Source organism: Streptomyces sp. NPDC001970 (assembly GCF_053594115.1).
In genome coordinates this window covers 1-22,190 of the sequence record NZ_JBSFDW010000016.1, presented here as the reverse complement: position 1 = coordinate 22,190, position 22,190 = coordinate 1, and the positions used below count along the sequence as shown (strand labels likewise).

Sequence of the window (22,190 nt, the reverse complement as noted above, 5' to 3'; positions counted from 1 at the left end):
GTGCAGGCCTTGCGGCGCCGCGCGGGGTCCTGTCTTCAGGATCCCTCCGCGCGGCGCCGTCCGCGTCCCGAGCCGTCTCAGGCTCCGGAGCCCGCGCCGGGGACGCGGGCGATGATCCCCGCCCGGTCGGCCCCCGTCGGCAGCGTCCCGAAGGCGAGCCCCTGGTCCCCGCCAAGCCGGGAGGCGCAGAACGTGTCGGCGACGGCGGCCGGGGCGTGGCGGACGAGGAGCGAGCCCTGGAGCACCAGCGCCATCCGCTCGACGAGCCACCGGGCGCGCAGCTCCGCGTCCTCGCCCGGCCGCAGCTCGTCGCGGAGCCGCCGCCAGGCGCCGTCGAGCCGGGAGTCCGCCCCGGCGGCGGCCGTGATCTCGGCGCCGAAGGCCTCCAGTGACTCCGGCTCGCGCGTCAGCGCGCGCAGGACGTCCAGGGCTCCGACATTGCCCGAACCCTCCCAGATGCCGTTGAGCGGTGCGTCCCGGTAGAGCCTCGGCATGCCGGACTCCTCGACGTAGCCGTTGCCGCCCAGGCACTCCAGCGCCTCCGCGACCATCGCCGGCTGGCGCTTGCACACCCAGTACTTGGCGACGGCCGTGGCCAGGCGCAGGAAGCTCCGCTCCTGGTCGTCGCCACGCTGCGCCCGGTCGACCGCGCCCGCGACGCGCAGCGCCAGTGTCGTCGCGGCCTCGGACTCGATGCCGAGATCGGCGATGACATTGCGCATCAGGGGCTGGTCGAGGAGTGTCGCGCCGAACGCCGAGCGGTGGCGCACATGGTGGGCGGCGTGCGTGAGCGCGGTCCGCATGCCGGAGGCGGAGCTGAGGATGCAGTCCAGCCGGGTCATGGTGACCATCTCGATGATGGTCCTGACTCCGCGCCCCTCGGGTCCGACCAGCCATGCCACGGTGTCGTCGAACTCCGGCTCGCTGCTGGCGTTTCCACGGTTGCCGAGCTTGTCCTTGAGGCGCTGGATCCGGAAGGTGTTGCGGCTGCCGTCCGGGAGGACGCGGGGCACGAGGAAGCACGACAGGCCGCCTGGCCCCTGGGAGGGGGAAGCCTGGGCGAGGACGAGGAACAGGTCGTTCATCGGCGCACTCGTGAACCATTTGTGGCCGCGCAGCCGCCAGGTGCCGTCCGGCTGCGGGACGGCGACCGTGGTGTTGGCGCGCACGTCCGAGCCGCCCTGCTTCTCGGTCATGCCCATTCCGGCCAGCAGTCCCCGCTTGTCCTCGGGGGCGCGCAGCCCCGGGTCGTACACCCGGCCGGTGAGCAACGGCTCGTACGCGGCCGCCAGCTCCGGGGCGTGCCGCAGGGCCGGGACGACGGCGTAGGTCATGGACACCGGGCACAGATGACTTTGATCGGTGAAACCCCACACCATCAGTCCGGCCGCGCGCGCGACATGGGCGCCGGGCTTGTCCTCCGTCCAGGGTGTGCCGCCCAGGCCTTCGCGGATGGCCACGTCCATGAGCGCGTGGTAGGAGGGGTGGAAGTCGACCTCGTCGATGCGGTTGCCGTACCGGTCATGGGTGCGCAGCACCGGCTCGTACCGGTTGGCCTCGTCGCCCCAGCGTCGCGCCTCCTCCGAGCCGGCGAGCCGCCCCAGGCGGTGCAGGTCCTCCTCGTACCACTCGGCGCCCTCGTTCCGTACACCCTCCAGCAGCACTGGGTCGTCCGCCACGTCGTGTTCCGCGAGGGGCGGCACCTGGTTGGTCACCTCGTGGGTGCGTACGGGATCACTGCGCATCGGAGTCCTCCAACTCACGGGGCGGCGCGGCGGGCAGGGCGCCCGCGCAGCGCAGGGACATGGCGGCGAGCTCGGCGACCAGACGGTCGCCGTCGGAGCCCTCGGCGGGCCCGGACAGCGGATCGACCAGCACCTCGCCGATGGCGCCGGTGAGCGCCGCCGCGGTGACCTCCGGGTCCTGCTCGGGGAGCAGCCCGGCGGCGATGCCCTCCCGGACCACCTCGGCGAACATGCCGCGATAGCGCCGCCGGAACTCCAGCCGCTCGGTCTCGACGGCGGGCTCCGACGGCGCGGCGAGCAGGGCGTACGCCACGCCCCGGCTCTCCAGGGCGCGTCGCGCGAAGACGGTCACGCCGTGCGCGAGCCGCTCGACCGGATCGCCGTCGCCGTCGCGCAGCACCTCACCGAGCACGTCGGCCTCCCGCCCGGCGGCGCGGCGGAACACCTCGACGGCGAGCGCCGCCTTCGACGGGAAGTGCTGGTAGACCGAGCCGACCGACATGCCGGCTGCCGCGGCCACCGCGGTCACGGATGCCTGCGCCCAGCCCACTTCGGCGACGACGGTGATCGCCTCGTCCACGAGCCGGTCACGGGCGGCGGTCAGCCGGTCCTGGACCGCGGGGGTCTTGCGATAGGCCATGGAAGAAGTGAACCACCGTTCATCCCTTCACGCCAGGCTCGCCGGCCTTTCGCCCCTGACCGCACCGGACCGCCCACCCGACCGTTCACCGGCGAAGGGCCCCGACGGCTCGTCACAGGCCACGGGCCCGGAAAGATCCGGGCCCGTGGCCTGACGCGCGGCCTCACCGTTCAGCGCTCACCGGCCTCCACCGCGACCGCCGCCGCCACCGCCGCCGTCACCCCCGCCTCCACCGCGACCGCCACCGTCACCGCCGCCGCCACCCCCGCGACCGCCACCGTCACCGCCGCCACCCCCGCGATCGCCGCCGTCGCCACCACGGCCGTTGTCGCCGTAGCCGTCGCCACCGCGGCCGTTGTCGCCGTCGCCACCGCGGCCGTTGTCGTCGTAGTAGCCGCGGCCGTTGTCGTCGTAGTAGCCGCGGTCGTCGTAGTAGCCGTAGTAACCACGGTCGTCGTAGTAGCCGTAGTAACCGCGGTCGTCGTAGTAGCCGTAGTAACCGCGGTCGTCGTAGTAGCCGTAGTAGCCACGGTCGTCGTAGTAGCCGCCGTAGTCACCGCAGTAGTAGCGGTAGTCGCGGTAGTCCCAGCCGCTGTAGAACCACTCGGAGCACCTGTAGTCGTCCCTGAAGTCACTCGTTGAGGCTTGAGCTCCGCCGACGGGCATCACGCCGATGGCCAGCCCTGCGGCTGCTGCGGACATTGCGGCAACTATCCTGCGACGCATTTCCATGCACCTCCGAGCAATCGGGTGCAAATCACACTTTTAGACTATTTCCACCCTGCTCTTCCCTTGGCGCGATGTCAACGAGAGGAGGGGAGGGGCGCCGCACCACAGAAGGGAATTGGGCCGGAGGGATCCCGGTCGAGGATTCTCAACCAATGGGGCGTTCACCCATGGGGCGTTCATTCCCCATGGGCGCTACAGCGTGCTCACGGCGCGAAGCATGCCGTGACTCCACCGCCCCAAAAAGGTCAAGGGGCCGCATCGGATGCTCCGACACAACCCCTGACCTGCGACTTCGCAAGTCGGGACGACAGGATTTGAACCTGCGACCCCTTGACCCCCAGTCAAGTGCGCTACCAAGCTGCGCCACGTCCCGATGCGCGGACCGTCGGGGCTGGGCCCCGCCGTGCGCGCAGGAAAACATTACCTCACTCCACGGTGAGGATGGACGCGCGGGCCTCCTCGTCGCGGCACGTCAGGGCGTGTCGGGAAGCGGCGGCCTGACTCTGTGTCATCCCCGGCAGGGACGCCGTCGGTTCGAGCGGGCGACGGAAGCGGGTCTGACAGGCCCCGTCGGGCGAGTGACAATCGGGGCGTGAACAGGACTCCGAGGGACCGCGACGTCGAGGGCAGGGCACGCAGCGCGCGCCCGCGTGACGGGCTGGGGCGACCTCTCCCGTACGGGGAGAAGGGCGTGGAGCGGCAGCCCGAGGGCGTGGTCCGGACCCCGGACGAGACGCTCGTGGAGGCCCAGCGGCTGCTGGACGCAGGCAAGCCGTTCCATGCGCACGAGGTGCTGGAGGACGCCTGGAAGTCCGGCCCGGAGGCGGAGCGTGGGCTGTGGCGTGGTCTTGCACAGCTCGCGGTGGGGCTGACACACGCCGCCCGCGGCAACGCGGCGGGCGGCGCGGCGCTGCTGGTGCGCGGCGCGGAGTCCATCGCGTCGTACGCCGCGGCCATGCCGTACGGAATCGACGTGGTCGGGCTCACCCGTTGGGCAGGCGCGCTGGCCGATGAGCTGCGGCGGGACACTGCCGTGGTCACGGCGGCGGAACGGGCGCCGCGGCTGCGCGTCAGCCGGTGACGAGCCCGCCCTCCAGCGTCCGCGGGCCGTGCACGCCCTCGACGCGGTTGACTTCGATGTCGCTGGTGGCTGACGGCCCGGAGATCCAGGTCGGCGGGCGGTCGACGGCCGACCTGGGCAGCGCCTGCGGCACGGAGGCGACGACCTGCTCCTGGTCGTACGCCGCGGACGTGGTGGTCGGGGACGAGGGTGATCCGGCGTCGCCCCTGGCCGGCGCCGCCGTCCAGGACGATCGTGCGCACCGGGGACCGGTATCGGCGATGGCGATCGCCCTGCCCGTGGCGACGCTGTCGACGCTGTCGACGCTGTCGACGGCGCCGAGTTCCTGGGGGGAGGGGGTGGAGGGGCGCGGTCGTGGATCCGACGCCACGAAGACCGTGGCTCCGGTGGGCAGTTCGGTGCCCGGCGAGGGTGAGGTGGCGGGTGGGATGTGCGGGAAGCCCTGGCCCGCGATGTCAGGTCGAGCCTGGACGGGTCGGCCATGGTGTCCGAGGCGGCGCACCGGAGGAAGGGCGCCCCCACACAGCCCGGCCCCTGGTCGCGTGATCGCTTCGGCATGTCCCGCGCGGGGAGGAGCGCCTGCCCGCGTCCCCGTGGCACGCTGGGCGCCGATGATCCCGGGCCGCCGCTGGAGTCTCGATGACGAGCCTTGACTTTGACGTGTACGTTCGCGCCACGCCCCAGCAGGTCTGGAACGCGCTGACCGATCCGGCGATGGTTCCGCGCTGGCGCCTCGGGATGACCTTCCGCACCGACTGGCAGCCGGGCTCCCCGCTCACCACCCGGTCGCCGGACGGCGAGGGCAGCGTGCAGCAGGCGGTGCCCGGGCAGCATCTGTCCTACGACTGGCGCCAGACCGACGAGCCGGACCTGAACGGAGGCCGGCCGTCCGTCGTGTCCTTCGACCTCGACCCCATGGGCGAGGTCACCCATCTGAATGTGGTGCACGGAGGGCTGGACCCCGATGGCGAGCTCCTCAAAATCGTGAAACCGGGCTGGCCGATGCGGCTGTCCAGTCTGAAGAGCCTGATCGAGACGGGTGAGCCGTTGACCTTCCCGCGAGGAGACTGACCGGAAGCGCCCGGATCCGCCGTCCGGAAAAATCTTGCCGAAAAGGCCCGCCGGGATGTCGAAAACGCGGCGCGTGCTTCTACCTACCCGTGAGAGCGCCATGAGGGCGCCCCACAGGACAGGGAGCGGACCATGAAGTACATGCTGCTGATGCAGTTCAGCGAGGCGACCGTCGACTTCCCGCGGATCGACACATGGACGCCGGAGGAGGTCCAGGCGCACATCGCGTTCATGAAGGACGCCACCACGAAGATCGCCGAGGCCGGTGAGCTCGTCGACGGCCAGGGCCTGGCCATGCCGGAGGTCGCCAAGATCGTACGGGCCGGGGCCGAGGGCGGCGCGCCCGTGGTGACCGAGGGGCCGTTCCCGGAGACCAAGGAGTTCCTGGCCGGGTACTGGATCGTGGACTGCGAGACTCCGGAACGGGCGGTCGAGTTGGCCGCGTTCGTCTCGGCGGCGCCGGGGCCCGGCGGGGCCCCGCTGAACATGCCGATCGAGGTGCGTCAGGTGATGTCCGCACCACCCCAGGAGCTGTGAGCGACACTGACCCCGGAGTCTCTTGAGCCGCGTCGGAGCCATGGGAGCAGTGGGCACTGTGGAAGACACGGGAGCTGGGCAGGCCACCGGGGCCATGGAAGCCGACCGGATCGCCGAGGACCTGCTGCGCGAGCTGGCGCCGCAGGTCGTCGGCGTGCTCACGCGGCGGTTCGGGGATTTCGACGCCGCCGAGGACGCCGTACAGGAAGCGCTGCTGGCCGCCGCCGTGCAGTGGCCCCAGGAAGGTCTGCCCCGCAATCCGCGGGGCTGGCTGATCCAGGTCGCGAGCCGGCGGATGACCGAGCAGGTGCGCAGCGAGCAGGCCCGGCGGCGCCGGGAGGACCTCGCCGTACGGCGGGAGCCCGCGGACCGGCTGATCGCTCCCGCGGCGGACAGCGACGACAGTACCGATGAGGACGACACCCTCACTCTGCTCTTCATGTGCTGTCACCCCGCACTCACACCGTCGGCGGCGATCGCGCTCACCCTGCGATCGGTGGGCGGGCTCACGACGACCGAGATCGCGCGGGCGTTCATGGTGCCGGACGCCACGATGGCGCAGCGGATCAGCCGTGCCAAGCAGCGGATCACGTCGTCCGGCGTGCCCTTCCGGATGCCGGACGAGGACGACCGGCAGCGCCGTCTGGACGCGGTCCTGCACGTTCTCTACCTCGTCTTCAACGAGGGGTACGCGGCCGGCGCCGGCCGGGAGCTGCAACGTGTCGAGCTGTCCGTGGAGGCGATCCGGCTGGCCAGGGCGCTGCACCGGCTACTGCCCAAGGAAAGCGAGGTCGCCGGGCTGCTGGCGCTGATGCTGCTCACCCACGCCAGGAGCACGGCGCGCACAGGACCGGGCGGCGAGCTGGTGCCGCTCGCCGAGCAGGACCGGAGTCTGTGGGACGCCGAGGCCATCGCCGAGGGTGTCGCGCTGATCACCGATGCCCTGCCCAGAGGCCGGCTCGGCCCCTATCAGGTGCAGGCCGCCGTCGCCGCCGTGCACGACGAGGCGAGGACGGTGGAGGAGACCGACTGGCCGCAGATCCTGGCGCTCTACGGGGTGCTGGAGCAGCTCTCCGACAATCCGTTCTACTCGCTCAACCGCGTGGTCGCGGCAGCCATGGTCCATGGCCCCGAGGCAGGTCTGCGCCTCCTGGACGCGCTCGAGGCCGACGCCCGGCTGACGGGCCATCACCGCCTCTATGTGGTGCGGGCACACCTTCTCGAGATGTCAGGCGAACGCGAGGCGGCCGTCAAGAACTACCGCGCAGCCGCGAGCCGTACGCCGAGCCTGCCGGAGCGGCACCATCTGACGATACGGGCCGCCCGGCTCAGCGGACCGGGTCACTGACGGGACCGCCGGCCGAACGGCCGCGTCCTCGGCGTCCGAGGCGTCAGCGGGTTCGAACGGATCGACCCGGGCGGTCGGATCGGTCCGATCAGACCGATTGGCCCGTTCGGTCCGTTCGGTCCGTTCGGTCCGTTCGGTCGGTTGGGTCGGTTGGGTCGGTTGGGTCGGGGTCATCGGCACGCAACCCCGGCGCCAGGGCCAGCGTGACCGCGACCGACGCCAGGGCCATCACCGTCATCGCCGTCGCGGGCGACGTGAACTGGGCAACGGCACCCGCGATCGCGGCACCGACCCCCTGCATGGCGAGCATGCCGGAGGTGTGCAGCCCGAGGGCATGCCCGCTCACCTCCCCCGGGGTCAGCGCCATCAGACGCTCCTGGAGCAGCAGGCTCGCCGCATAGCCGACCGAGGCGAGCACCACGACCGCCATCGCGAGCGGCAGCCCCGGCCGCAGGGCGAAGAGCAGATACGGGACGGCGAGCAGCAGACGCAGCGGGGCACCGAGCCGCTCCCGCCACCGGCGGGGCACGAACCGTCCGACCGCCGTGTCCCCGATGAGCATGCCCAGCGCAGCCGCCGCAAAGAGGAGCCCGGCGTGCGTGGGCGCGTACGGGACGAAGAGGGCCTCGCAACCGACGATCAGCCCGTTGGGCACCCAGAGGGCGAGGTAGACGTAGCGGCGCGGCGTGGACGACCACAGCTGCGCGTTGTTCCGCCAGGTCTCGGTGACCGACGGCCGCCCTGCGGCCCTCGGCGGCCGCTGCGCGAGACCGAACCGGGCGACGGCCGCGGCGGCGACGTACAGAGCCGCTCCCGCGAGCAGCGTGCCGCGCGGCGAGAGCACGGTGACAAGCACACCGCCGGTCACGGATCCGCAGATCTGCATCGCGCCGACGGACATGTTGAGGACGGAGCGGCCGAGCAGATAGCCGTCCGTCGTGAGGATCTCGTTGAGGAGACCGCCTCGCACACCGCCACCGAGGGCCGCGATGGTCCCGAGGCCGAAGAGGATCGCGAAGACGGCCCACACAGGCACTCCTGGCACGGCCATGGCCGCCATGACGAGCCCGGAGACGAGCGGCATCGCGCACAGCACGGCGCGCGGGGGCAGCCGGTCGGCCGCCGAGAGCAGCGTCGTCGCACCGATCACCTGGGCGAGCGACGGACCGAACATGGCCAGGGCGGACAGGAGGGGCGAGCCGGTCGCCGCGTGGACGAGCGTCCCGACGGCCAGACCGCTCACCGTCGAGGCCGCGATCTGTGCGGTGGTGTTCAGGAAGAGCGGGGTGTACTCGGGGGCCCGGAAGAGCTCTCGGTAGGTGCGCATGCCGGGGAGTCTCGGTGCCGTGGGCGCGTGGGCGTCACTGTTTCGCGGGGAGGCGAAACGATGGGGTGGTGGCGGATCAGCGCGGACACGCTGGCGGGCAGCCGCTTCGCCCTCTCCCCGCTGGCCGAAGCCATGGCGAGCCTGATCGCCCTGGAACGGGGCACGGCCGCGCATCCGGGCGAGCGGCTCTGGCTCGACGCTCATCTGCCCGCGTACCGCGAGCGGTTGGCGGCCGACCCGGTCACCGCGCCGCTCGTGCGCGTGGCTCTCGGACGGCGCTGGTTCGCGGACTTCCTCACACCGGCGCCGACGGGCGACGGCGAGCCGGCGTTCGAGGAGGAGCTGGCGCGGATACGCGACGCGTCCGCCGCGCGCGTCCGGGCTGATCTGGAGGTGTCGCTGGGCGGCCCGCTCCCCCGCCTGCTGCACCGCTCCGATCTCTCCTGGCGCGCGGCGGAGCTGGTGGAGTGGGTCTGGTCGGACGCCGTGCTGCCGTACTGGCCGCGGCGTCGGCGGATCATCGAGGCCGATGTCGTCGCGCGGACCGGGCAGTTGAGCCAGGGCGGCTGGGCCGCCGCGCTGGCCGGCATGCGCCAGGGAATGCGCTGGCTCGGTGAGGGCCGCCTGCAGGTCAACACGCAGGACTATCCGCCGCGCGAGATCTCCGCGGCGGACCTGCTGTTCGTTCCGGTAACTCCGCGCACCGGATGGGTCGCCTGGGATCTGCCGCACCGGTACGCGGTGGTGTACCCGTGCTCGGGTGAGCCGGCCGAGCCGGAGGCGGCGCCGGTGCCCGATTCGCTGGGCCGGCTGCTCGGGCCCGCCCGGGCGGGAGTCCTCGTGCTCCTCGGCACGCCGAAGAGCACGACGCAGTTGGTGGCGCTGACCGGGCAGGGGCTGGGGTCGGTGGGCCGCCACCTCAAGGTGCTGTACGAGGCCGGGCTGATCCGGCGGCGACGCGCCGGGCGGTCGGTGCTGTACTACCGGACCGCCGCCGGCGAGGTCCTCGTACAGGCCGGGACGAAGCCCTGAGCCGGGTCAGCCGATGTGGAAGAGCGGGCCGGTCAGCATCAGGCCGAGGTCGTGACCGACGTACGAGAAGAACGCGAGCAGCATGAGCGCGGCGCCGCCCAGCGACACATCCTTCAGGAACATGATCTGCTCCGTCTGACGCGCCCCGGGGTCGCTCTCCTTCCAGAAGCCGTGCATGACGACGGCAGCCGGGATGCAGAAGACAGCCAGCAGCAGTGACCCCAGGTCCGCCCAGATGCCGAGCAGGACGCTCAGCCCTCCGGCCAGGAGCACCAGTCCGCTGGTCACCGTGGCCGCGACCGGGGCGGGGACGCCCTTTGCGGCGGCGTAGGCACCCATGGCCTTGCTCTGCATGAGGTGCTGCACACCCGAAGGAAGGAACACCAGTACGAAGAGAATGCGTCCAATCAGCACCAGGACATCCATCGCGACCTCCCGGAATCGGAGTGATTGTCGCGATTTCATTCTCCCACCCCGCGCAACCTCGGCACTCGGACCCAGGCACCCCGGCAGCCCGACACCCGGCCCAGACGCGGCCGCGAAGGGCGATCCGCCACCGACGCTCCCGGCAGGCTCCCCGCACGTGCCGGGTTCGTCCGACACCCCGCCAACCGACCGGGACTTGGGGCGATGGCCGCAGGGCACCGGCGGCACCGGCCCTTGGGACCTCCCTCGCGGCGACAAGGGTTTTCCCCGTATCGGGTTCATCTCGCCTTTCCCTACTGTCTGCCGCACCGGCGGTTCCCAGACCCTGACGCGTAGCTGTCAGGTGCATGTAAACACTGGGTTTCGTCCGGTGACGGCTCTTGACCAGGGGCCGTCGCGCCGGCGGCGGCGCGCGGGCGACCCGGCCCGGGGAACCGTGGATCGCACCCCCACACCGCACCACGGTTCCCGCGCCACCCGTCCGCGCTCCGCAGCGTCTTGAAAGGGAACACCTTGAACGGTTCCGGACGGAGACTCATATCCGTCGTGGCCGCGACCGCCACGATCATCGGTGTCGCCGCCACCTCCGCCGTGGCGCTCGCCGCCGCCCCGGCGGGCCCCTCCCCGAAGCCCGCCCCGGCTTCGCAGTCGATGAACACCCTCCCGGCCGCACCCGTCGAGAAGGTCATCGTCACCTACAAGTCCACGACGGCGGAGGCCAGTTCCAACGCGGCGGCGAAGAGCGACGCCGCGGCCAAGGGCACCGAGACCGGCGAGAGCCTGTCCTTCGAGCGCCGCCTCGCCGGCGGCTCCGCCCTCGTCGACCTCGGGGGCGAAGCGTCCAAGAAGGACCTCACCGAGGTCATGGACGCCTTCCGCGCCGACCCCTCGGTGGCTTCCGTGGAGCCCGACATCCGTGCCTACGCGATGGCGGTCACCCCGAACGACACCGAGTACACCAAGCAGTGGGACCTCTTCGAGGCCACCGGCGGCATGAACGTCCCGGGCGCCTGGGACAAGACCACCGGCAGCGGCGTCACCGTCGCGGTCATCGACACCGGCTACGCCGCCCACTCGGATCTGTCGGGCAATGTCGTCTCCGGCTACGACTTCATCTCCAGCTCGGCGGACGCCCGTGACGGCAGCGGCCGTGACGCCGACGCCAAGGACGAGGGCGACTGGAACGCCACCGACGGCGAGTGCGGCACCGGCTCCAAGGCGAGCAACTCCTCCTGGCACGGCACGCACGTCGCGGGCACCGTCGCGGCGACGGCCCACAACAGCAAGGGCGTCGCGGGCATCGCGTACAACGCGAAGATCCAGCCGGTCCGCGTGCTCGGCAAGTGCGGCGGTTCGTCGGCCGACATCGCCGACGCGATCACCTGGGCGTCCGGCGGCAGCGTCCCGGGCGTCCCGGCGAACGCGAACCCGGCCAAGGTCATCAACCTCAGCCTCGGCGGCGCCAGTTCCACCTGCCCGAGCGTCTACCAGAACGCCATCAACGGCGCGGTCTCCCGCGGTACGACGGTCGTCGTCGCGGCGGGCAACAGCAACGCCAACGCGTCCGGCTTCACCCCCGCCAACTGCGCCAACATCATCAACGTGGCGTCGACCAGCCGCGAGGGCAACCGTTCCTTCTACTCGAACTTCGGCAGCATCGTCGATGTCGCCGCGCCCGGCGGTGAGACCCGCCGCGCGACCGACACGCCCGGCACCGTCACCACCCCCGAGAACGGCATCCTCTCCACGCTGAACTCCGGTGCGACCACCCAGTCGACCGAGAACTACAAGCCCTACCAGGGCACTTCGATGGCCGCTCCGCACATCGCCGGTCTCGCCGCGCTGCTGGAGTCTGCCAAGCCGGCGCTGACCCCGGCCGAGATCGAGTCGGCGATCAAGGCCAACGCCCGGCCGCTGCCCGGCACCTGCACCGGTGGCTGCGGCGCCGGTGTCGCCGATGCGACGAAGACCGTGAACGCCGCCACCGGCACCACCCCCGGCGGTGCGACGTTCACCAACGGGACGAATGTCACGATCGGCGACCTCGCCACCGTTTCGTCCTCGATCGCCGTCACCGGCCGCACCGGCAACGCCCCCGCCGCCCTCAAGGTCGACGTGGACATCAAGCACACCTGGCGCGGCGACCTGGTGATCGACCTGATCGCCCCGGACGGGACCGTCCGCAACCTGAAGGCCGCCTCCGGCTCGGACAGCGCCGACAACGTCCTCGCGACGTACACGGTCGACGCGTCCAGCGAGGTCGCCAACGGCACGTGGAAGCTGCAGGTCCGCGATGTGGCATCGGGTGACACCGGCTACATCGACACCTGGAGTCTCACCTTCTGAGACGGCCGCACATCGGAATCATCGCTGGTCAGGGGCGCGTTCGCGGGCACATGCCGCGGGCGCGCCCCGCCGCCGCTCCGGTCCAGACCTGTCCGTATGCCGGACCAGGGGCCTGGACTGCAGCGAAACGCTTCGTATCCTCTGCTCGAACGGGCAGGGGGCCCGCGCACGCCGGAAGGTGGTGGTGGGCACGTGACGTCGGCGGATTACCTCCCCCTACGCCCTGCGGGCGTGGGGGGACCCCCAGCGCCGGTCGGCCGGGCCGACCTGCTCGCCCGTCTCGAAGGGGTCCTGCACACGCGCGGGCGCGCCCTTCTCACGGGCCCCGCAGGCGTCGGCAAGACGGAGCTCGCCCTCGCCACGGCGGCCCGCGCGGAGTCCCGCGGCGACACCGTCCTCTGGCTCGCCACGCTCCCCACCGACCGGTCCATACCGGGCGCGGTGGCGGCCGCGCTGGTGGCCGCCGTCCGCTCGTGCGTCACCTGGCCGTGGCCGGAGGCGGGCCGCCCGGGCGTCTCCCCCGGTGCGGACACGCCCGCAGGACCCGGCGGTTCGGGCAGCACGTGGCGGCCCGGCGCCGTGGGCGGATCCGGGAGCCCCGGTCCGGCACCGTCCGGTGGGCCGTCCGGCCCGTACGACGTTCTCGACGGGCTGCCCGGCCCCCAGCGCACCGCCGTGGCCATGCTGTGCCGCGAGGCGCCCGTTCCCGAAGGCGGCTGGGACCCCATCGCGCTGCGGCTGGCCCTCGCGCAGATCCTGCGCGCGCTCACCGCCCGCGGAGCCGCCCTGCTCGTCGTCGACGGCGTCCAGCACATGGACGCCGACAGCGCCGATCTGCTGAGGTTCGCGCTGCATCTCGCGCCGCCGACACTGCGGGTCGTCGCCGTCGAGACCCCGGCGACGCACGGACCGACGGCGCACGGACCGACGACGTACCGACCGACGGCGCACGGGCCGAAGGCAGACGGACCCGGCACGCACACCGCCGACGGCCCCGACGGCCCCGAGCCCCTGTGGGTGCCGTCCGAGGCGGACGTCCTCAACGTTCCGCCGCTGCAGGCCGACGAGATCGCCGAACTCCTCATCCACCACCGGCTTCCGTCCCGGATGGCCGGCCGGATCCACCGGGCCAGCGGCGGCAATCCGCGCCTCGCGCTCGCGGTCGGCCGCTCCCTCGCCGACGCCCGCACGCCCGTGCACCACGCCGAGGCGCTGTCCCTGTCGGGCCGTGCCCGCGATCTCGCACGGCAGTTGCTCGGCGCCGCATCGCCCTCGGTGCGCACCACACTGCTGCTCGCCGCACTGGCCCTGCGCCCGACCGCGTCACTGATCCGCCGCGCAGGCCGGCCCACCGCCGAGGCCGATCTCGCGACCGCCGAGCGAGCCGGGCTGATCTCACTCACCGAGGACGGGACGGTGGCCTTCACGGCCGGCCTCCTGCCATCGACGCTCGTGCACGACGCCTGCTGGATCCAGCGCAGCGAAGGGCACGCGGCGCTCGCCCGGGTCGTCGACGACCCCGTGGAGGAGGTACGGCACCGGGCGCTCGCCACCGATGTCCCGGACGAGCGGCTGGCCGCCGAGGTCGGGGCGGCCGCCGACACCGCCCGCCGCCGCGGCAACAGCGCGCTGGCCGCCGAACTCGCCCTGCTTGCCGCCGAGTCCACACCCGGCCGCCAGGGTGCGCAGCGGATCGCACGGCTCGTCGACGCCGCCGAGGAAGCCGCGCGTGCGGCCCGCGCCGACCTGGCGATGCGCGCCGCGACGGATCTCCTCGCGCGTGACGCGTCACCGGCCGACCGGGTGCGGGCGCGCCTCGCGGTGCTGGACACGGCAGGTCAGGGGCTGACGGGACTCGACGAGATCTATGTGCACGCCATGGAGGACTCGGAGGGCGACACGGCGCTGCGGGCGGCCGTCCAGCTCCGGCTCGCGGTGAAGCACGTACTCGCCGACGGCGACCCGGTACGCTCCCGGGCCGCCGCCGTCGAGTCGGCGGCGCTCGCCGCGTCGGTCGGCGACCGGATGACGGCGACGCGGGCGCTGACCGTCCAGGCGCGCATGGAACGGGTCCTGGGCTCGCCGGACGCCGAGCGGGTGCTCGCCGAGGCGCGGGCCCTCGAGATGGTCGAGCGTCCGCTCGGAGTCCGCAATGCCGCCCAGATACTGACGATCCGTCACGCGCTCTTCGACGACCGTCTCTCCGACGCGCGCGAACAGCTGGGCGCCCTGCTGCCGCTGGTCGAGCGGCGCGGTCCGGTCGAGGACGCGATCGAGCTGTTCCGTACGCTCGCGGAGGTCGAGGCCCGGCAGGGCCAGTGCGCGGCGGTCCTCGCGCACGCCGGACGGTCGCTCGCCCTGACCCTGGAGGCGGGCCTCTCCCCCGGCCCCGCCTGGTACGCGCTGGCCCTCGCCGAGACCGCGGGCGGCAGCTTCGCGCGCGCCGCCAGCTATGCACGGCGCAGCGTCCAGGCCTCCGAGGAGGAGGGCGACCACGTCTTCCTCTCCCGCAGCCTGTATGCACTCGGCCGCGTTCAGCTCGTCATGGGTGACGTGACGAACGCCCTGGACACCCTGCGCCGGGTCCAGTCCGGCGAACGGGCCCAGGCGACCGTCGACCCCTCCATGCTCCGCTGGCACGAGGAGCTGGCCGAGGCGCTGCTCGCGAACGACGCCCCGGAGGAGGCCGCGGCCCTGATCGCGGATGTCCGTCCGGTCGCGGAACGCCTCGGCCGCAGGACCGTCCTGCTCGGCTGCGACCGGGCGTACGCGCTGTATCTGGCGGCGAGCGGAAAGCCCGACGGGGCGGCCGGACTGCTGACGGACACCGCCGAGGCCTTCGGCGCCGCGGGCCTGCCGCTGGAGCGCGGCCGGGCGCTGGTGGCGCTCGCCCGCGTGGAGCGCCGCCGCCGTCGGCGGTCCGCTTCGCAGAACGCGCTGCAGGCCGCGGCCGTGATCTTCGAACGGGCGGGCGCGGCGCCCTGGCTGGGGCTCGCCAAGGAGACTCCGGCAGGGGCTCCGGACCCCGCCCCGTCGGCCCGCGGTGGCGCCCTCTCCGCCCTCACGGAGGCGGAGCTGCGCCTCGCCCAGCTGGTGGGCCAGGGAGCCAGCAACCAGGAGGCGGCGGCCAAGCTGTATCTGAGCGTGAAGACGGTCGAGGCCAGGCTGACCCGCATCTACCAGAAGCTGGACGTCCGTTCGCGCGCCCAGCTGGCCGCCGCACTGAACGCCTGACAGTGAGGATTGACGATGGCATCGCCCGGCGGTCTGACTCCTCGCCTGACTGACGCTCCGGTTGTCCTTCGGTGGATTCGTCGGCCTTCCGGGCGGTGCCGCTCGGCGCGTGGCCGGTCGGGCGTCTGCGACTTCATAGGAGCCCGGCCAAAGGTCCCATCACGATCTATAGGAGCTTCCGCCGGCGCCGGCCGGGCTCACCGCGCCGTCCGCCGGCGGCCTCTCCTGCCCTCCAGCGCCCGAGCGCGCGCATCATCGAAGTGAGGAGACGGAGGAGACGAGCGACGAGGAGGGGCGATGAGGTTGTCGTTCCTGCAGCCTCTCTACGCGGAGCCCGGCCCGTTCACCTCCGTGTATCTGGACACCTCGCGCGACATCGAGGATCCGGAGCGGGCCATCGCGCTGCGCTGGCGCCGCCTGCGCGACGAGCTGGCACGGCAGGGCGCGGACCGGGCGTCCATCACCGCCGCGGAGCGGGTGGTGGGCGCGGATGCGGAGCTGCCCGGCATGCACGGGCAGGCGATCTTCACAGCGGACGGGGCGCTGGTGCTGGACGGTGAGCTGCCGGCGCCGCCCGCGCACGACTCCGCGCGCTACGGCATGCTTCCCGACGCGATGCCCCTCGTGGTGCAGCACCTGCCGGAGATCCCCTATCTCGCGGTGGTGGTGCACTACGGCGGACTCCCGACCGCCGGAACCGAAGGCACGGTGACCGTGGCCGTCGAGGGCGGGACCTGGCCCGTGTCCAGCGTCGCCCCCGGTGAGCGGCGACGTCGGCGGGTCCCGGTCGCGCAGTGGCACGACGCCGCGGCCCGGCTCGGCCACGAGCTGGACGCACGGGCACGGCACGAGGGCGCGGACGCGGTCGTGGTCGGCGGGGACAAATGGGCGTGCAGCGTCCTGGTCCGCCGGCTGCCGGAGAGGCTGCGGACCCGGGTGGTGCGCGTGGGCGGCCCTACGCCGACGGACACCGGACGCGCTCTGCTGGAGGCGCAGCTCGAGGACGTCTTCCGCGGGCGCATGGCCGAGCACGACCGTGCACTCGTGGAGATCTTCGTCGCCCGGCGGGCACGGGACGGCGCCACGGCCGAGGGCCTGGCAGCCGCCGTCGCCGCGCTCCAGCGCGGCCAGGTCACCGCCCTTCTGCTCAATCCGCACACCGGGTCCCGGCGGCTGCTCTGGGTCGGTCCGCGCCCCACCCAGGTCGCCCTCACCGAGGCGGAGCTCACGTCCTTCGGGGTACGGGCACCCCGCGAGGAACCGGCCGACGAGGCGCTGGTCCGGTCCCTGGTGGCCACGGCCGCCGAGCTGGTCGTCGTACCGGAGAGCGCGCTGCGGCTGCGGGACGGCGTGGGGGCGCTGCTCCGGTACACGGATGCGGGGACGCGATGAGCCCCGTCCGGGGAGACGTGGGCGGCCGACGCGAACGGAGCGGAGGACGAGATGCCGACGAGGATCCTGCTCGAAGGGCGCCCGGGTGTGGGCAAGACGACCGCCGTGCGGCGGCTGACCGCGCTGCTGCGCACCCGTGCGCTCGTCGGTTTCACCACGGAGGAGATCCGTCAGGGCGCCGCCCGGGTGGGTTTCGCGCTGGAGACGCTGGACGGCCGGCGGGCCGTGCTCGCACATGTCGGCTTCCCCGGGCCGCCGCGCGTCGGGCGGTACGGCGTCGATCCGCGCGTCATGGACGAGCTGGCGGTGTCGGCGCTGGCGCCCGTGTCCCGGGACCCGGCGCCGGGGGATCTTGTGCTCATCGACGAGCTGGGCCGGATGGAGCTGTCCAGCCCAGCGTTCCGGGAGGCTGTCGGGAGTCTGTTCACGGCCGGCATCGATGTCGTCGCCACCGTGCACGCTCACCACGACCCGTTCACCGATGCCCTGAAGCGGACTGCCGGCATCGAACTGGTCCAGGTCACTGTGGAGAATCGGGACGTGCTGCCCGAGCAGTTGGCGGCACGGCTGGACATCTAGGGCCCGGACTTCGCAGGTCACCCGTTGGTGACGGCTCGACGCATGATCGTTGTCCGTTCCCGGCCGCTGTCGAGCCGACAGGGATACGTGCGCACCCAAGTCGACCGCTACTTGACCGGCTGCGACCGCTCGATCTTCACGAACGAGGGACCTGCGAACTACGGATCTAGGGCCCGTCCCGGTGCCAGGGGCCGTATCGGGCGATCCGGTACGGCCCCTGGCGCCGGCGTGTACGGGCTCCGCCGCGGTCAGCGGACCCAGGCTCCGGTGATGCCGAGCACGGCCGAGCCGTCCAGGTCGGCGAGCTTGGTGCCGGTGAAGCCGCGTGCCCAGTCGGACGTCTGGATACGCAGCGCCGGGCGGTCCGCGGTGAGCGCCTCCAGCACGGCCTCGGCTGCCTCGGCCGGAGTCTGCGCGCCGCTGAGGAACTGCGCGACGGTGCGGTTGGCGTAGTGGTGCAGCGCGGCGGCGTAGGGTCCGGCGGCGGCGATCTCGGCCTCGACGTCGATCCCGATGTTGTTGACGAACTCCGTGGCCACGGCGCCCGGCTCGACGAGGGAGACGCTCACGCCGAGCGTGGCGGCGACGGGGGCCAGGCTCTCCATGTAGCCCTCGACAGCGAACTTCGCCGCGCAGTAAGCCTCGTTGAAGGGCTGACCGACGACGCCGCCGACGCTGGTGACGGTGATCAGCCGGCCGCCGGAGGCACGCAGGTGCGGAAGGGCGGCCTTGGAGACGTGGAGCACGCCGAAGAAGTTGGTCTCCATGACCGTGCGGACCTCGTCGACGGTGTCGTTCTCCAGGGTGCCGACGTGTCCGGCGCCCGCATTGTTGACCACGGCGTCGAGGCGGCCGAGGTCGGTGATCACGCCGTCGACCGCTGCGGCGACGGACGCCTCGTCGGTGACGTCGAGCTGCCGTATGTCGAGTTCGACCCCGGCCTCGGCGGCGGCCTTGCGCAGTGCGTCGGCGCGGCCGGTGTCGCGCAGGGTCGCGACGGTGTGCCAGCCCGCCTGCGCCGCGGCGACGGCGGCGGCGAGGCCGATGCCGGAGGAGGTGCCGGTGATCAGAACGACCTTGGAGGCGTGGAGGACATGGTGGGCCTTTCGTCGGGGGTTCTCCGTGGGTGAATCGCCGCACAGCCGGGGCGATTCAGTGCGTGTACACACACCTTAAGCATTATGTGCGTGCGCACGCAACCCGTAAGATCGGAGCATGCCGAAAAGGAAGCTCACCCAGGCGGAGATGCCCGCCGCCGACTACGCCTTCTACGGCCTGGTCTGGGCCGGCACGACCCTCACCGAGCGCGTCGACCGCGCCCTCAGCAAGGCCCACGACCTGCCGGTCTCCTGGTTCGAGGTCATGCTGTGGCTCGCCGGCAGCCCGGACCCTGTTCCGGCCTCCGTGCTCGGCAACAGCACCATGCTCAGCCGCAGCCAGGTCTCCCGCGTCGTCGACGCCCTCCAGAGCCGTGGCCTGGCCACCCGGACCCCGTCGCCCCGCGACGCCCGCTCCGTCGAGGTCGCGCTCACACCGAAGGGCCACCGCCTCTTCGCCGAGGCCGACGCCACGCGACGGGAGTGCCTGGCCCCGGTCTTCACCGACCTCCTCGACCAGCAGGACCTCGAGGCGCTCGGCACGGTGTGGCGGAAGCTCAAGGCCGCCAAGGAGAGCACGGAAGGCTCTGGCTGAGGAGCGGAAACAGGCCAGGGGCCGGGCCGGATCACTCCGGCGCGGCCCCTGGCCATCGACTGTGTTCGTTCGCCCCCCCGCGTTCGCCGTCGGGTGCGAGGCGGACGGAGAGGTTCGGTGCCGCACTGTTACCGCCTCGCGCCGAGGGGAAACAACGACGACCTACTTCGGGCGCGGCGATCCCGACAGACGGGGTCAGAAGTCGTAAGGACCGAAGCGGCCCCAGGCCACGACCGCGGTCATGGCGAGCAGCACGACGTTCACAACGATGTTGCCGTATTCCTTGCGGCGAGCGTGGGCGCCGGCGGCGAAGATCATGACGACGGCCAGGCCCGTGGCAGCCAACGGCGTCAGGAACGTGGCGCTGCCGAGGGCGGCGGGCAGTATCAGCCCCACCGCGCCGAGGAGCTCCACGATGCCGATGGACTTGATCGCGCTGGGCGAGACATCCTCGGCCCAGGGCTGACTCGCCGCGAGTTTCTCCTTGGGCTGGGTTGCTTTCATCAGGCCGGCCATGGCGAAGACGGCCGCAACCAGCCCTTGGAGAATCCAGAGGAATGTGTTCACTCTCGTCCTGTGCTTCCTGCGACGCGGCGTCGCATCAGTGACATGTTGCCGGGATGGGTGCGCGGTGCCGCCACCGGAGGCAGGGCGAAGCCCACGGAGTGGCTGAACCAGGGGGCGTCACGCGCACGGTGGCCGTCCAGCGTTCTTCGGCTGCACAGCAACGGAGGTCGCGTGCACAGCAACGGAGGTCGCGGGACGGCGATGTCGGTGCCCGCTCACGTCGGCTTCCGCCGCATGAAGGCTCCATGGGGCCTTGCGGTTCGACCGTTTCGGCCGGTGGACGGTCGACGGTGGTGCGAGCCGCTCCGCCTCTGGTGGGTGGCGCGGCGTCAGTTGGCGCGCAGGGGGGAGAGCGCGTTGCTCCAGGCGACGACCTGGTCCAGCGTGCTCGTGAGGGCGTCGCGCTGTGCGTCGATGGGCTTGAAGACGCTGAAGTTCTCGAAGTCGGTGAAGAGGGAGAGGGCGACCTGGGACCGCACGTCGGCCATCTGGAGTTCGCCGGCGATCAGGCGGAGGTGCTCCACGGCGCGGGTGCCGCCGACCGAGCCGTAGCTGACGAACCCGACGGCCTTGTTGATCCACTCGGCGCAGAGGAAGTCGATGGCGTTCTTCAGCGCGCCGGGCACCGAGTGGTTGTACTCGGGCGTCACGATCACGAAGCCGTCGAAGGAGGCGATCTTTGCGGCCCACTCGTGAGTGTGCGGCTGGCTGTACTGACCCATCGCCGCCGGGGCGGGCTCGTCGAGCAGCGGGAGCTTGTAGTCCAGCAGGTCGACGATTTCGAACTCCGCGTCGGTGCGCTGGGCGGCCACCTCGTGCACCCAGCGGGCGACGGCCTCTCCGTTACGTCCGGGGCGCGTGCTTCCGAGGATGATGCCGATCCTGGTCATGGGTGTTCCTCCGTGCCTCTTGAACAGCTTGAACATGTAGTTGCCTCGTCAAGTAGAAACTTGCCGGGTGAAGTACACACGAATCTCCTTGACGCGTCAAGGAGCCGCTCGCGTTACCCAAAGATCGGCCATGCAGTTCCCGCAGCCACAGCCAGGCGGTGACGGCTCTTCCGTGTGCGGTCCGCGCCGCCGGCCGGGCCGACGGCGCGGCGCCAGGCCAGGCCCTCGCGTCGTGGCGGGCGAGCGCATGCGGCGGTGCGGTCAGGCGGCGGCCCTGGCGGCGGCGAGCATGCCGAGGGGAGCCTCGAGGGAAACCTGCCGACAGGCGGGCCGCCCCGTGCAGGTCGAGGGCGCACTCGGCCGCGCCGCGGCGGCCTGGACAGCGAGGGCCGAGCCGGTGGGGCGTTGACGCGAATGCCGTCGCGAGGCCGGCGTTCGACCGCCGACAGGTCGAGCGGTGCGACTGCGAGGCTGCGCACCGAACGGGGCAGTGATGCGGACGGGCGTGAAACGCCACACGTCGCACTTCACGGGCAGGCGCCGCTCAGGTCGACACTCACCGGCGCGCCACGGGCGACACGATTCCCCGGGCGCCGATCAGCGCCCGGCCTCACAGGCCGCCCCGGACCGGAGAAAGACCCGCACCCCGACCGGACCCGTCAGGAATCAGGCGTGGTCCGCCTGGTCGGAGGCGGCGACCCGCTGGAGGGTGGCGGTGAGCCGAGTGAGGTCTTGACCGCCGAAATGGTCGAGGAGGTGCCGTCGCACGCTGGCCAGATGGGTCGGCCAGGCCTGTTCCAGGCGGGCAAGCCCGGACTCGGTCAGTACGGCGTTCCAGCCACGCCCGTCTTCGGCGCACTTGGTGCGCCGGGCCCAGCCTTGCCGCTCGAGCCGGATGACGACGCGGGTCATACCGCTGAGCGAGAGGTTGCAGACCGAGGCGAGTTCACTCATTCGCATCTGCTGCTGTGGAGCCTCGGACAGGTGCATAAGGGGCGTGTACTCGGACAGCGGCAGCCCCGCACCGCGGGTCATGTCGGCATCCACCACGCGCGGTAGCGCGAGCAGCACCCGGGCCAGCGCCCGCACGAACGCTTCCTCGCTCGGGCTCATCGGCTGAAGGGGCTGCTCTTTTGACGGCATGCCCACACTTTAGCTCCTTGACAAAACAAGGAGCCGATCCATCCTTGACGACGCAACTATTTCTGCACATACCACCCGGACCTCGGGGGCGCCGGAGGGCCGCCCCTCCCGCGGACCGGTACGGACCGGACCGGCCACGAGCGCGGCGTCCGGCACCGACGGTCCGACACATCGGTCCCTGCATGTCGAGCGGCACGGTGACGGGTGGCCTGCGGCTCAGTGGCCGGCGATCTGGCCGCCGTCGACGTGGAGGATCTCGCCGGTGACGAAGGGGGCGTTCTCGAGGTAGACGACCGCGTCGACGATGTCGCTGATCTCGCCCATGCGGCCGACGGGGTGGAGGGCGGCGAGGGCGGCGTGGTGCTCCTGGGGGTGCATGGGTGTCTTGATGGTGCCCAGGGCGACGGCGTT

20 protein-coding genes, 1 tRNA gene and 1 pseudogene are annotated in these 22,190 nt (G+C 72.1%); 10 read left to right on the top strand and 12 right to left on the bottom strand.

Annotated elements, in window-relative coordinates:
• Window positions 1–77: 77 nt before the first annotated feature.
• The 4 genes from ACWCP0_RS20225 to ACWCP0_RS20210 form a co-directional block, all read right to left on the bottom strand.
• Window positions 78–1,745: an acyl-CoA dehydrogenase family protein gene (locus ACWCP0_RS20225; RefSeq protein ID WP_451080170.1), complete on the bottom strand. Its 1,668-nt coding sequence runs from the start codon at window positions 1,743–1,745 to the stop codon at window positions 78–80.
• On the bottom strand, window positions 1,735–2,385 hold the full coding sequence (locus ACWCP0_RS20220; protein ID WP_451080169.1) for a TetR/AcrR family transcriptional regulator: 651 nt from the start codon (window positions 2,383–2,385) through the stop codon (window positions 1,735–1,737). The genes ACWCP0_RS20225 and ACWCP0_RS20220 overlap by 11 nt, the downstream gene beginning before the upstream one ends.
• A gap of 177 nt (window positions 2,386–2,562) precedes the next feature.
• Window positions 2,563–3,087: a hypothetical protein gene (locus ACWCP0_RS20215; protein ID WP_451080168.1), complete on the bottom strand. Its 525-nt coding sequence runs from the start codon at window positions 3,085–3,087 to the stop codon at window positions 2,563–2,565.
• Window positions 3,088–3,413: 326 nt separating this feature from the next.
• Window positions 3,414–3,487, bottom strand: a tRNA-Pro gene (locus ACWCP0_RS20210).
• Window positions 3,488–3,706: 219 nt separating this feature from the next.
• Here ACWCP0_RS20210 and ACWCP0_RS20205 point away from each other — a divergent pair.
• Complete coding sequence (locus ACWCP0_RS20205) at window positions 3,707–4,195, top strand: DUF309 domain-containing protein (protein ID WP_451080167.1); 489 nt, start codon at window positions 3,707–3,709, stop codon at window positions 4,193–4,195.
• Here the strand turns inward: ACWCP0_RS20205 and ACWCP0_RS20200 are convergent.
• Window positions 4,185–4,499, bottom strand: a pseudogene (locus ACWCP0_RS20200) (LUD domain-containing protein); the annotation flags it as partial. The gene ACWCP0_RS20205 and the pseudogene ACWCP0_RS20200 sit on opposite strands and share 11 nt — an antisense overlap.
• 335 nt (window positions 4,500–4,834) lie before the next feature.
• Here ACWCP0_RS20200 and ACWCP0_RS20195 point away from each other — a divergent pair.
• The 3 genes from ACWCP0_RS20195 to ACWCP0_RS20185 all read left to right on the top strand — a co-directional run bounded on the left by ACWCP0_RS20195 (window position 4,835) and on the right by ACWCP0_RS20185 (window position 7,151).
• Window positions 4,835–5,266, top strand: coding sequence for an SRPBCC domain-containing protein (locus ACWCP0_RS20195; RefSeq protein WP_451080166.1), 432 nt, complete (start codon window positions 4,835–4,837; stop codon window positions 5,264–5,266).
• A gap of 132 nt (window positions 5,267–5,398) precedes the next feature.
• Window positions 5,399–5,803 carry a YciI family protein gene (locus ACWCP0_RS20190; RefSeq protein WP_351227384.1) on the top strand — a complete coding sequence of 135 codons (405 nt, stop codon included), beginning with the start codon at window positions 5,399–5,401 and terminating at the stop codon, window positions 5,801–5,803.
• Window positions 5,804–5,897: 94 nt separating this feature from the next.
• Window positions 5,898–7,151, top strand: a complete 1,254-nt coding sequence (locus ACWCP0_RS20185) for an RNA polymerase sigma factor (RefSeq protein WP_451080300.1) — start codon at window positions 5,898–5,900, stop codon at window positions 7,149–7,151.
• 88 nt (window positions 7,152–7,239) lie between these two features.
• On the opposite strand, the gene ACWCP0_RS20180 is transcribed toward ACWCP0_RS20185, so the two are convergent.
• A complete protein-coding gene (locus ACWCP0_RS20180) occupies window positions 7,240–8,478 on the bottom strand; it encodes an MFS transporter (RefSeq protein WP_451080165.1) in 1,239 nt (412 codons plus the stop codon).
• Window positions 8,479–8,538: 60 nt separating this feature from the next.
• Between ACWCP0_RS20180 and ACWCP0_RS20175 the strand changes: the two genes are divergently transcribed.
• Entirely contained in the window at window positions 8,539–9,510 is a 972-nt protein-coding gene (locus ACWCP0_RS20175) for a winged helix-turn-helix domain-containing protein (RefSeq protein ID WP_451080164.1), read from the top strand.
• Between the two features lie 6 nt (window positions 9,511–9,516).
• On the opposite strand, the gene ACWCP0_RS20170 is transcribed toward ACWCP0_RS20175, so the two are convergent.
• A complete protein-coding gene (locus ACWCP0_RS20170; RefSeq protein ID WP_451080163.1) occupies window positions 9,517–9,924 on the bottom strand; it encodes a DoxX family protein in 408 nt (135 codons plus the stop codon).
• Between the two features lie 663 nt (window positions 9,925–10,587).
• On the opposite strand from ACWCP0_RS20170, the gene ACWCP0_RS20165 reads away from it, so the two are divergent.
• The 4 genes from ACWCP0_RS20165 (at window position 10,588) to ACWCP0_RS20150 (ending at window position 17,487) form a co-directional block, all read left to right on the top strand.
• The gene (locus ACWCP0_RS20165; RefSeq protein WP_451080299.1) at window positions 10,588–12,282 is read left to right on the top strand and encodes a S8 family peptidase; all 1,695 of its coding nucleotides are present in this window, start codon (window positions 10,588–10,590) and stop codon (window positions 12,280–12,282) included.
• A 231-nt stretch (window positions 12,283–12,513) separates the two neighbouring features.
• Window positions 12,514–15,516, top strand: a complete 3,003-nt coding sequence (locus ACWCP0_RS20160; protein WP_451080162.1) for an AAA family ATPase — start codon at window positions 12,514–12,516, stop codon at window positions 15,514–15,516.
• 297 nt (window positions 15,517–15,813) lie between these two features.
• Entirely contained in the window at window positions 15,814–16,908 is a 1,095-nt protein-coding gene (locus ACWCP0_RS20155) for a baeRF2 domain-containing protein (protein WP_451080161.1), read from the top strand.
• Between the two features lie 51 nt (window positions 16,909–16,959).
• Window positions 16,960–17,487: a nucleoside-triphosphatase gene (locus ACWCP0_RS20150; protein ID WP_451080160.1), complete on the top strand. Its 528-nt coding sequence runs from the start codon at window positions 16,960–16,962 to the stop codon at window positions 17,485–17,487.
• Between the two features lie 248 nt (window positions 17,488–17,735).
• Here the strand turns inward: ACWCP0_RS20150 and ACWCP0_RS20145 are convergent, their stop codons facing one another.
• On the bottom strand, window positions 17,736–18,557 hold the full coding sequence (locus ACWCP0_RS20145; protein ID WP_451080298.1) for an SDR family NAD(P)-dependent oxidoreductase: 822 nt from the start codon (window positions 18,555–18,557) through the stop codon (window positions 17,736–17,738).
• A 145-nt stretch (window positions 18,558–18,702) separates the two neighbouring features.
• On the opposite strand from ACWCP0_RS20145, the gene ACWCP0_RS20140 reads away from it, so the two are divergent.
• On the top strand, window positions 18,703–19,179 hold the full coding sequence (locus tag ACWCP0_RS20140; protein ID WP_451080159.1) for a MarR family winged helix-turn-helix transcriptional regulator: 477 nt from the start codon (window positions 18,703–18,705) through the stop codon (window positions 19,177–19,179).
• Between the two features lie 195 nt (window positions 19,180–19,374).
• Here ACWCP0_RS20140 and ACWCP0_RS20135 read toward each other — a convergent pair whose 3' ends face one another.
• The 4 genes from ACWCP0_RS20135 to ACWCP0_RS20120 form a co-directional block, all read right to left on the bottom strand.
• Window positions 19,375–19,746: a DoxX family protein gene (locus tag ACWCP0_RS20135; RefSeq protein WP_451080158.1), complete on the bottom strand. Its 372-nt coding sequence runs from the start codon at window positions 19,744–19,746 to the stop codon at window positions 19,375–19,377.
• A 329-nt stretch (window positions 19,747–20,075) separates the two neighbouring features.
• A complete protein-coding gene (locus ACWCP0_RS20130; RefSeq protein ID WP_451080157.1) occupies window positions 20,076–20,636 on the bottom strand; it encodes an NADPH-dependent FMN reductase in 561 nt (186 codons plus the stop codon).
• 666 nt (window positions 20,637–21,302) lie between these two features.
• Window positions 21,303–21,779: a MarR family winged helix-turn-helix transcriptional regulator gene (locus ACWCP0_RS20125; protein ID WP_451080156.1), complete on the bottom strand. Its 477-nt coding sequence runs from the start codon at window positions 21,777–21,779 to the stop codon at window positions 21,303–21,305.
• Window positions 21,780–21,995: 216 nt separating this feature from the next.
• Window positions 21,996–22,190, bottom strand: a 195-nt coding sequence (locus ACWCP0_RS20120) for an SDR family oxidoreductase (protein WP_451080155.1), incomplete at its 5' end; no start/stop codon positions are given.

What these genes read in the sequence shown, in the direction of transcription:
- ACWCP0_RS20225 (WP_451080170.1), bottom strand. Translation starts at nt 1,745, where the DNA reads ATGCGCAGTGATCCCGTACGCACCCACGAGGTGACCAACCAGGTGCCG.
- ACWCP0_RS20220 (WP_451080169.1), bottom strand. Translation starts at nt 2,385, where the DNA reads ATGGCCTATCGCAAGACCCCCGCGGTCCAGGACCGGCTGACCGCCGCC.
- ACWCP0_RS20215 (WP_451080168.1), bottom strand. Translation starts at nt 3,087, where the DNA reads ATGTCCGCAGCAGCCGCAGGGCTGGCCATCGGCGTGATGCCCGTCGGC.
- ACWCP0_RS20195 (WP_451080166.1), top strand. Translation starts at nt 4,835, where the DNA reads ATGACGAGCCTTGACTTTGACGTGTACGTTCGCGCCACGCCCCAGCAG.
- ACWCP0_RS20190 (WP_351227384.1), top strand. Translation starts at nt 5,399, where the DNA reads ATGAAGTACATGCTGCTGATGCAGTTCAGCGAGGCGACCGTCGACTTC.
- ACWCP0_RS20185 (WP_451080300.1), top strand. Translation starts at nt 5,898, where the DNA reads ATGGAAGCCGACCGGATCGCCGAGGACCTGCTGCGCGAGCTGGCGCCG.
- ACWCP0_RS20180 (WP_451080165.1), bottom strand. Translation starts at nt 8,478, where the DNA reads ATGCGCACCTACCGAGAGCTCTTCCGGGCCCCCGAGTACACCCCGCTC.
- ACWCP0_RS20175 (WP_451080164.1), top strand. Translation starts at nt 8,539, where the DNA reads ATGGGGTGGTGGCGGATCAGCGCGGACACGCTGGCGGGCAGCCGCTTC.
- ACWCP0_RS20165 (WP_451080299.1), top strand. Translation starts at nt 10,588, where the DNA reads ATGAACACCCTCCCGGCCGCACCCGTCGAGAAGGTCATCGTCACCTAC.
- ACWCP0_RS20155 (WP_451080161.1), top strand. Translation starts at nt 15,814, where the DNA reads ATGAGGTTGTCGTTCCTGCAGCCTCTCTACGCGGAGCCCGGCCCGTTC.
- ACWCP0_RS20150 (WP_451080160.1), top strand. Translation starts at nt 16,960, where the DNA reads ATGCCGACGAGGATCCTGCTCGAAGGGCGCCCGGGTGTGGGCAAGACG.
- ACWCP0_RS20140 (WP_451080159.1), top strand. Translation starts at nt 18,703, where the DNA reads ATGCCGAAAAGGAAGCTCACCCAGGCGGAGATGCCCGCCGCCGACTAC.
- ACWCP0_RS20130 (WP_451080157.1), bottom strand. Translation starts at nt 20,636, where the DNA reads ATGACCAGGATCGGCATCATCCTCGGAAGCACGCGCCCCGGACGTAAC.
- ACWCP0_RS20125 (WP_451080156.1), bottom strand. Translation starts at nt 21,779, where the DNA reads ATGCCGTCAAAAGAGCAGCCCCTTCAGCCGATGAGCCCGAGCGAGGAA.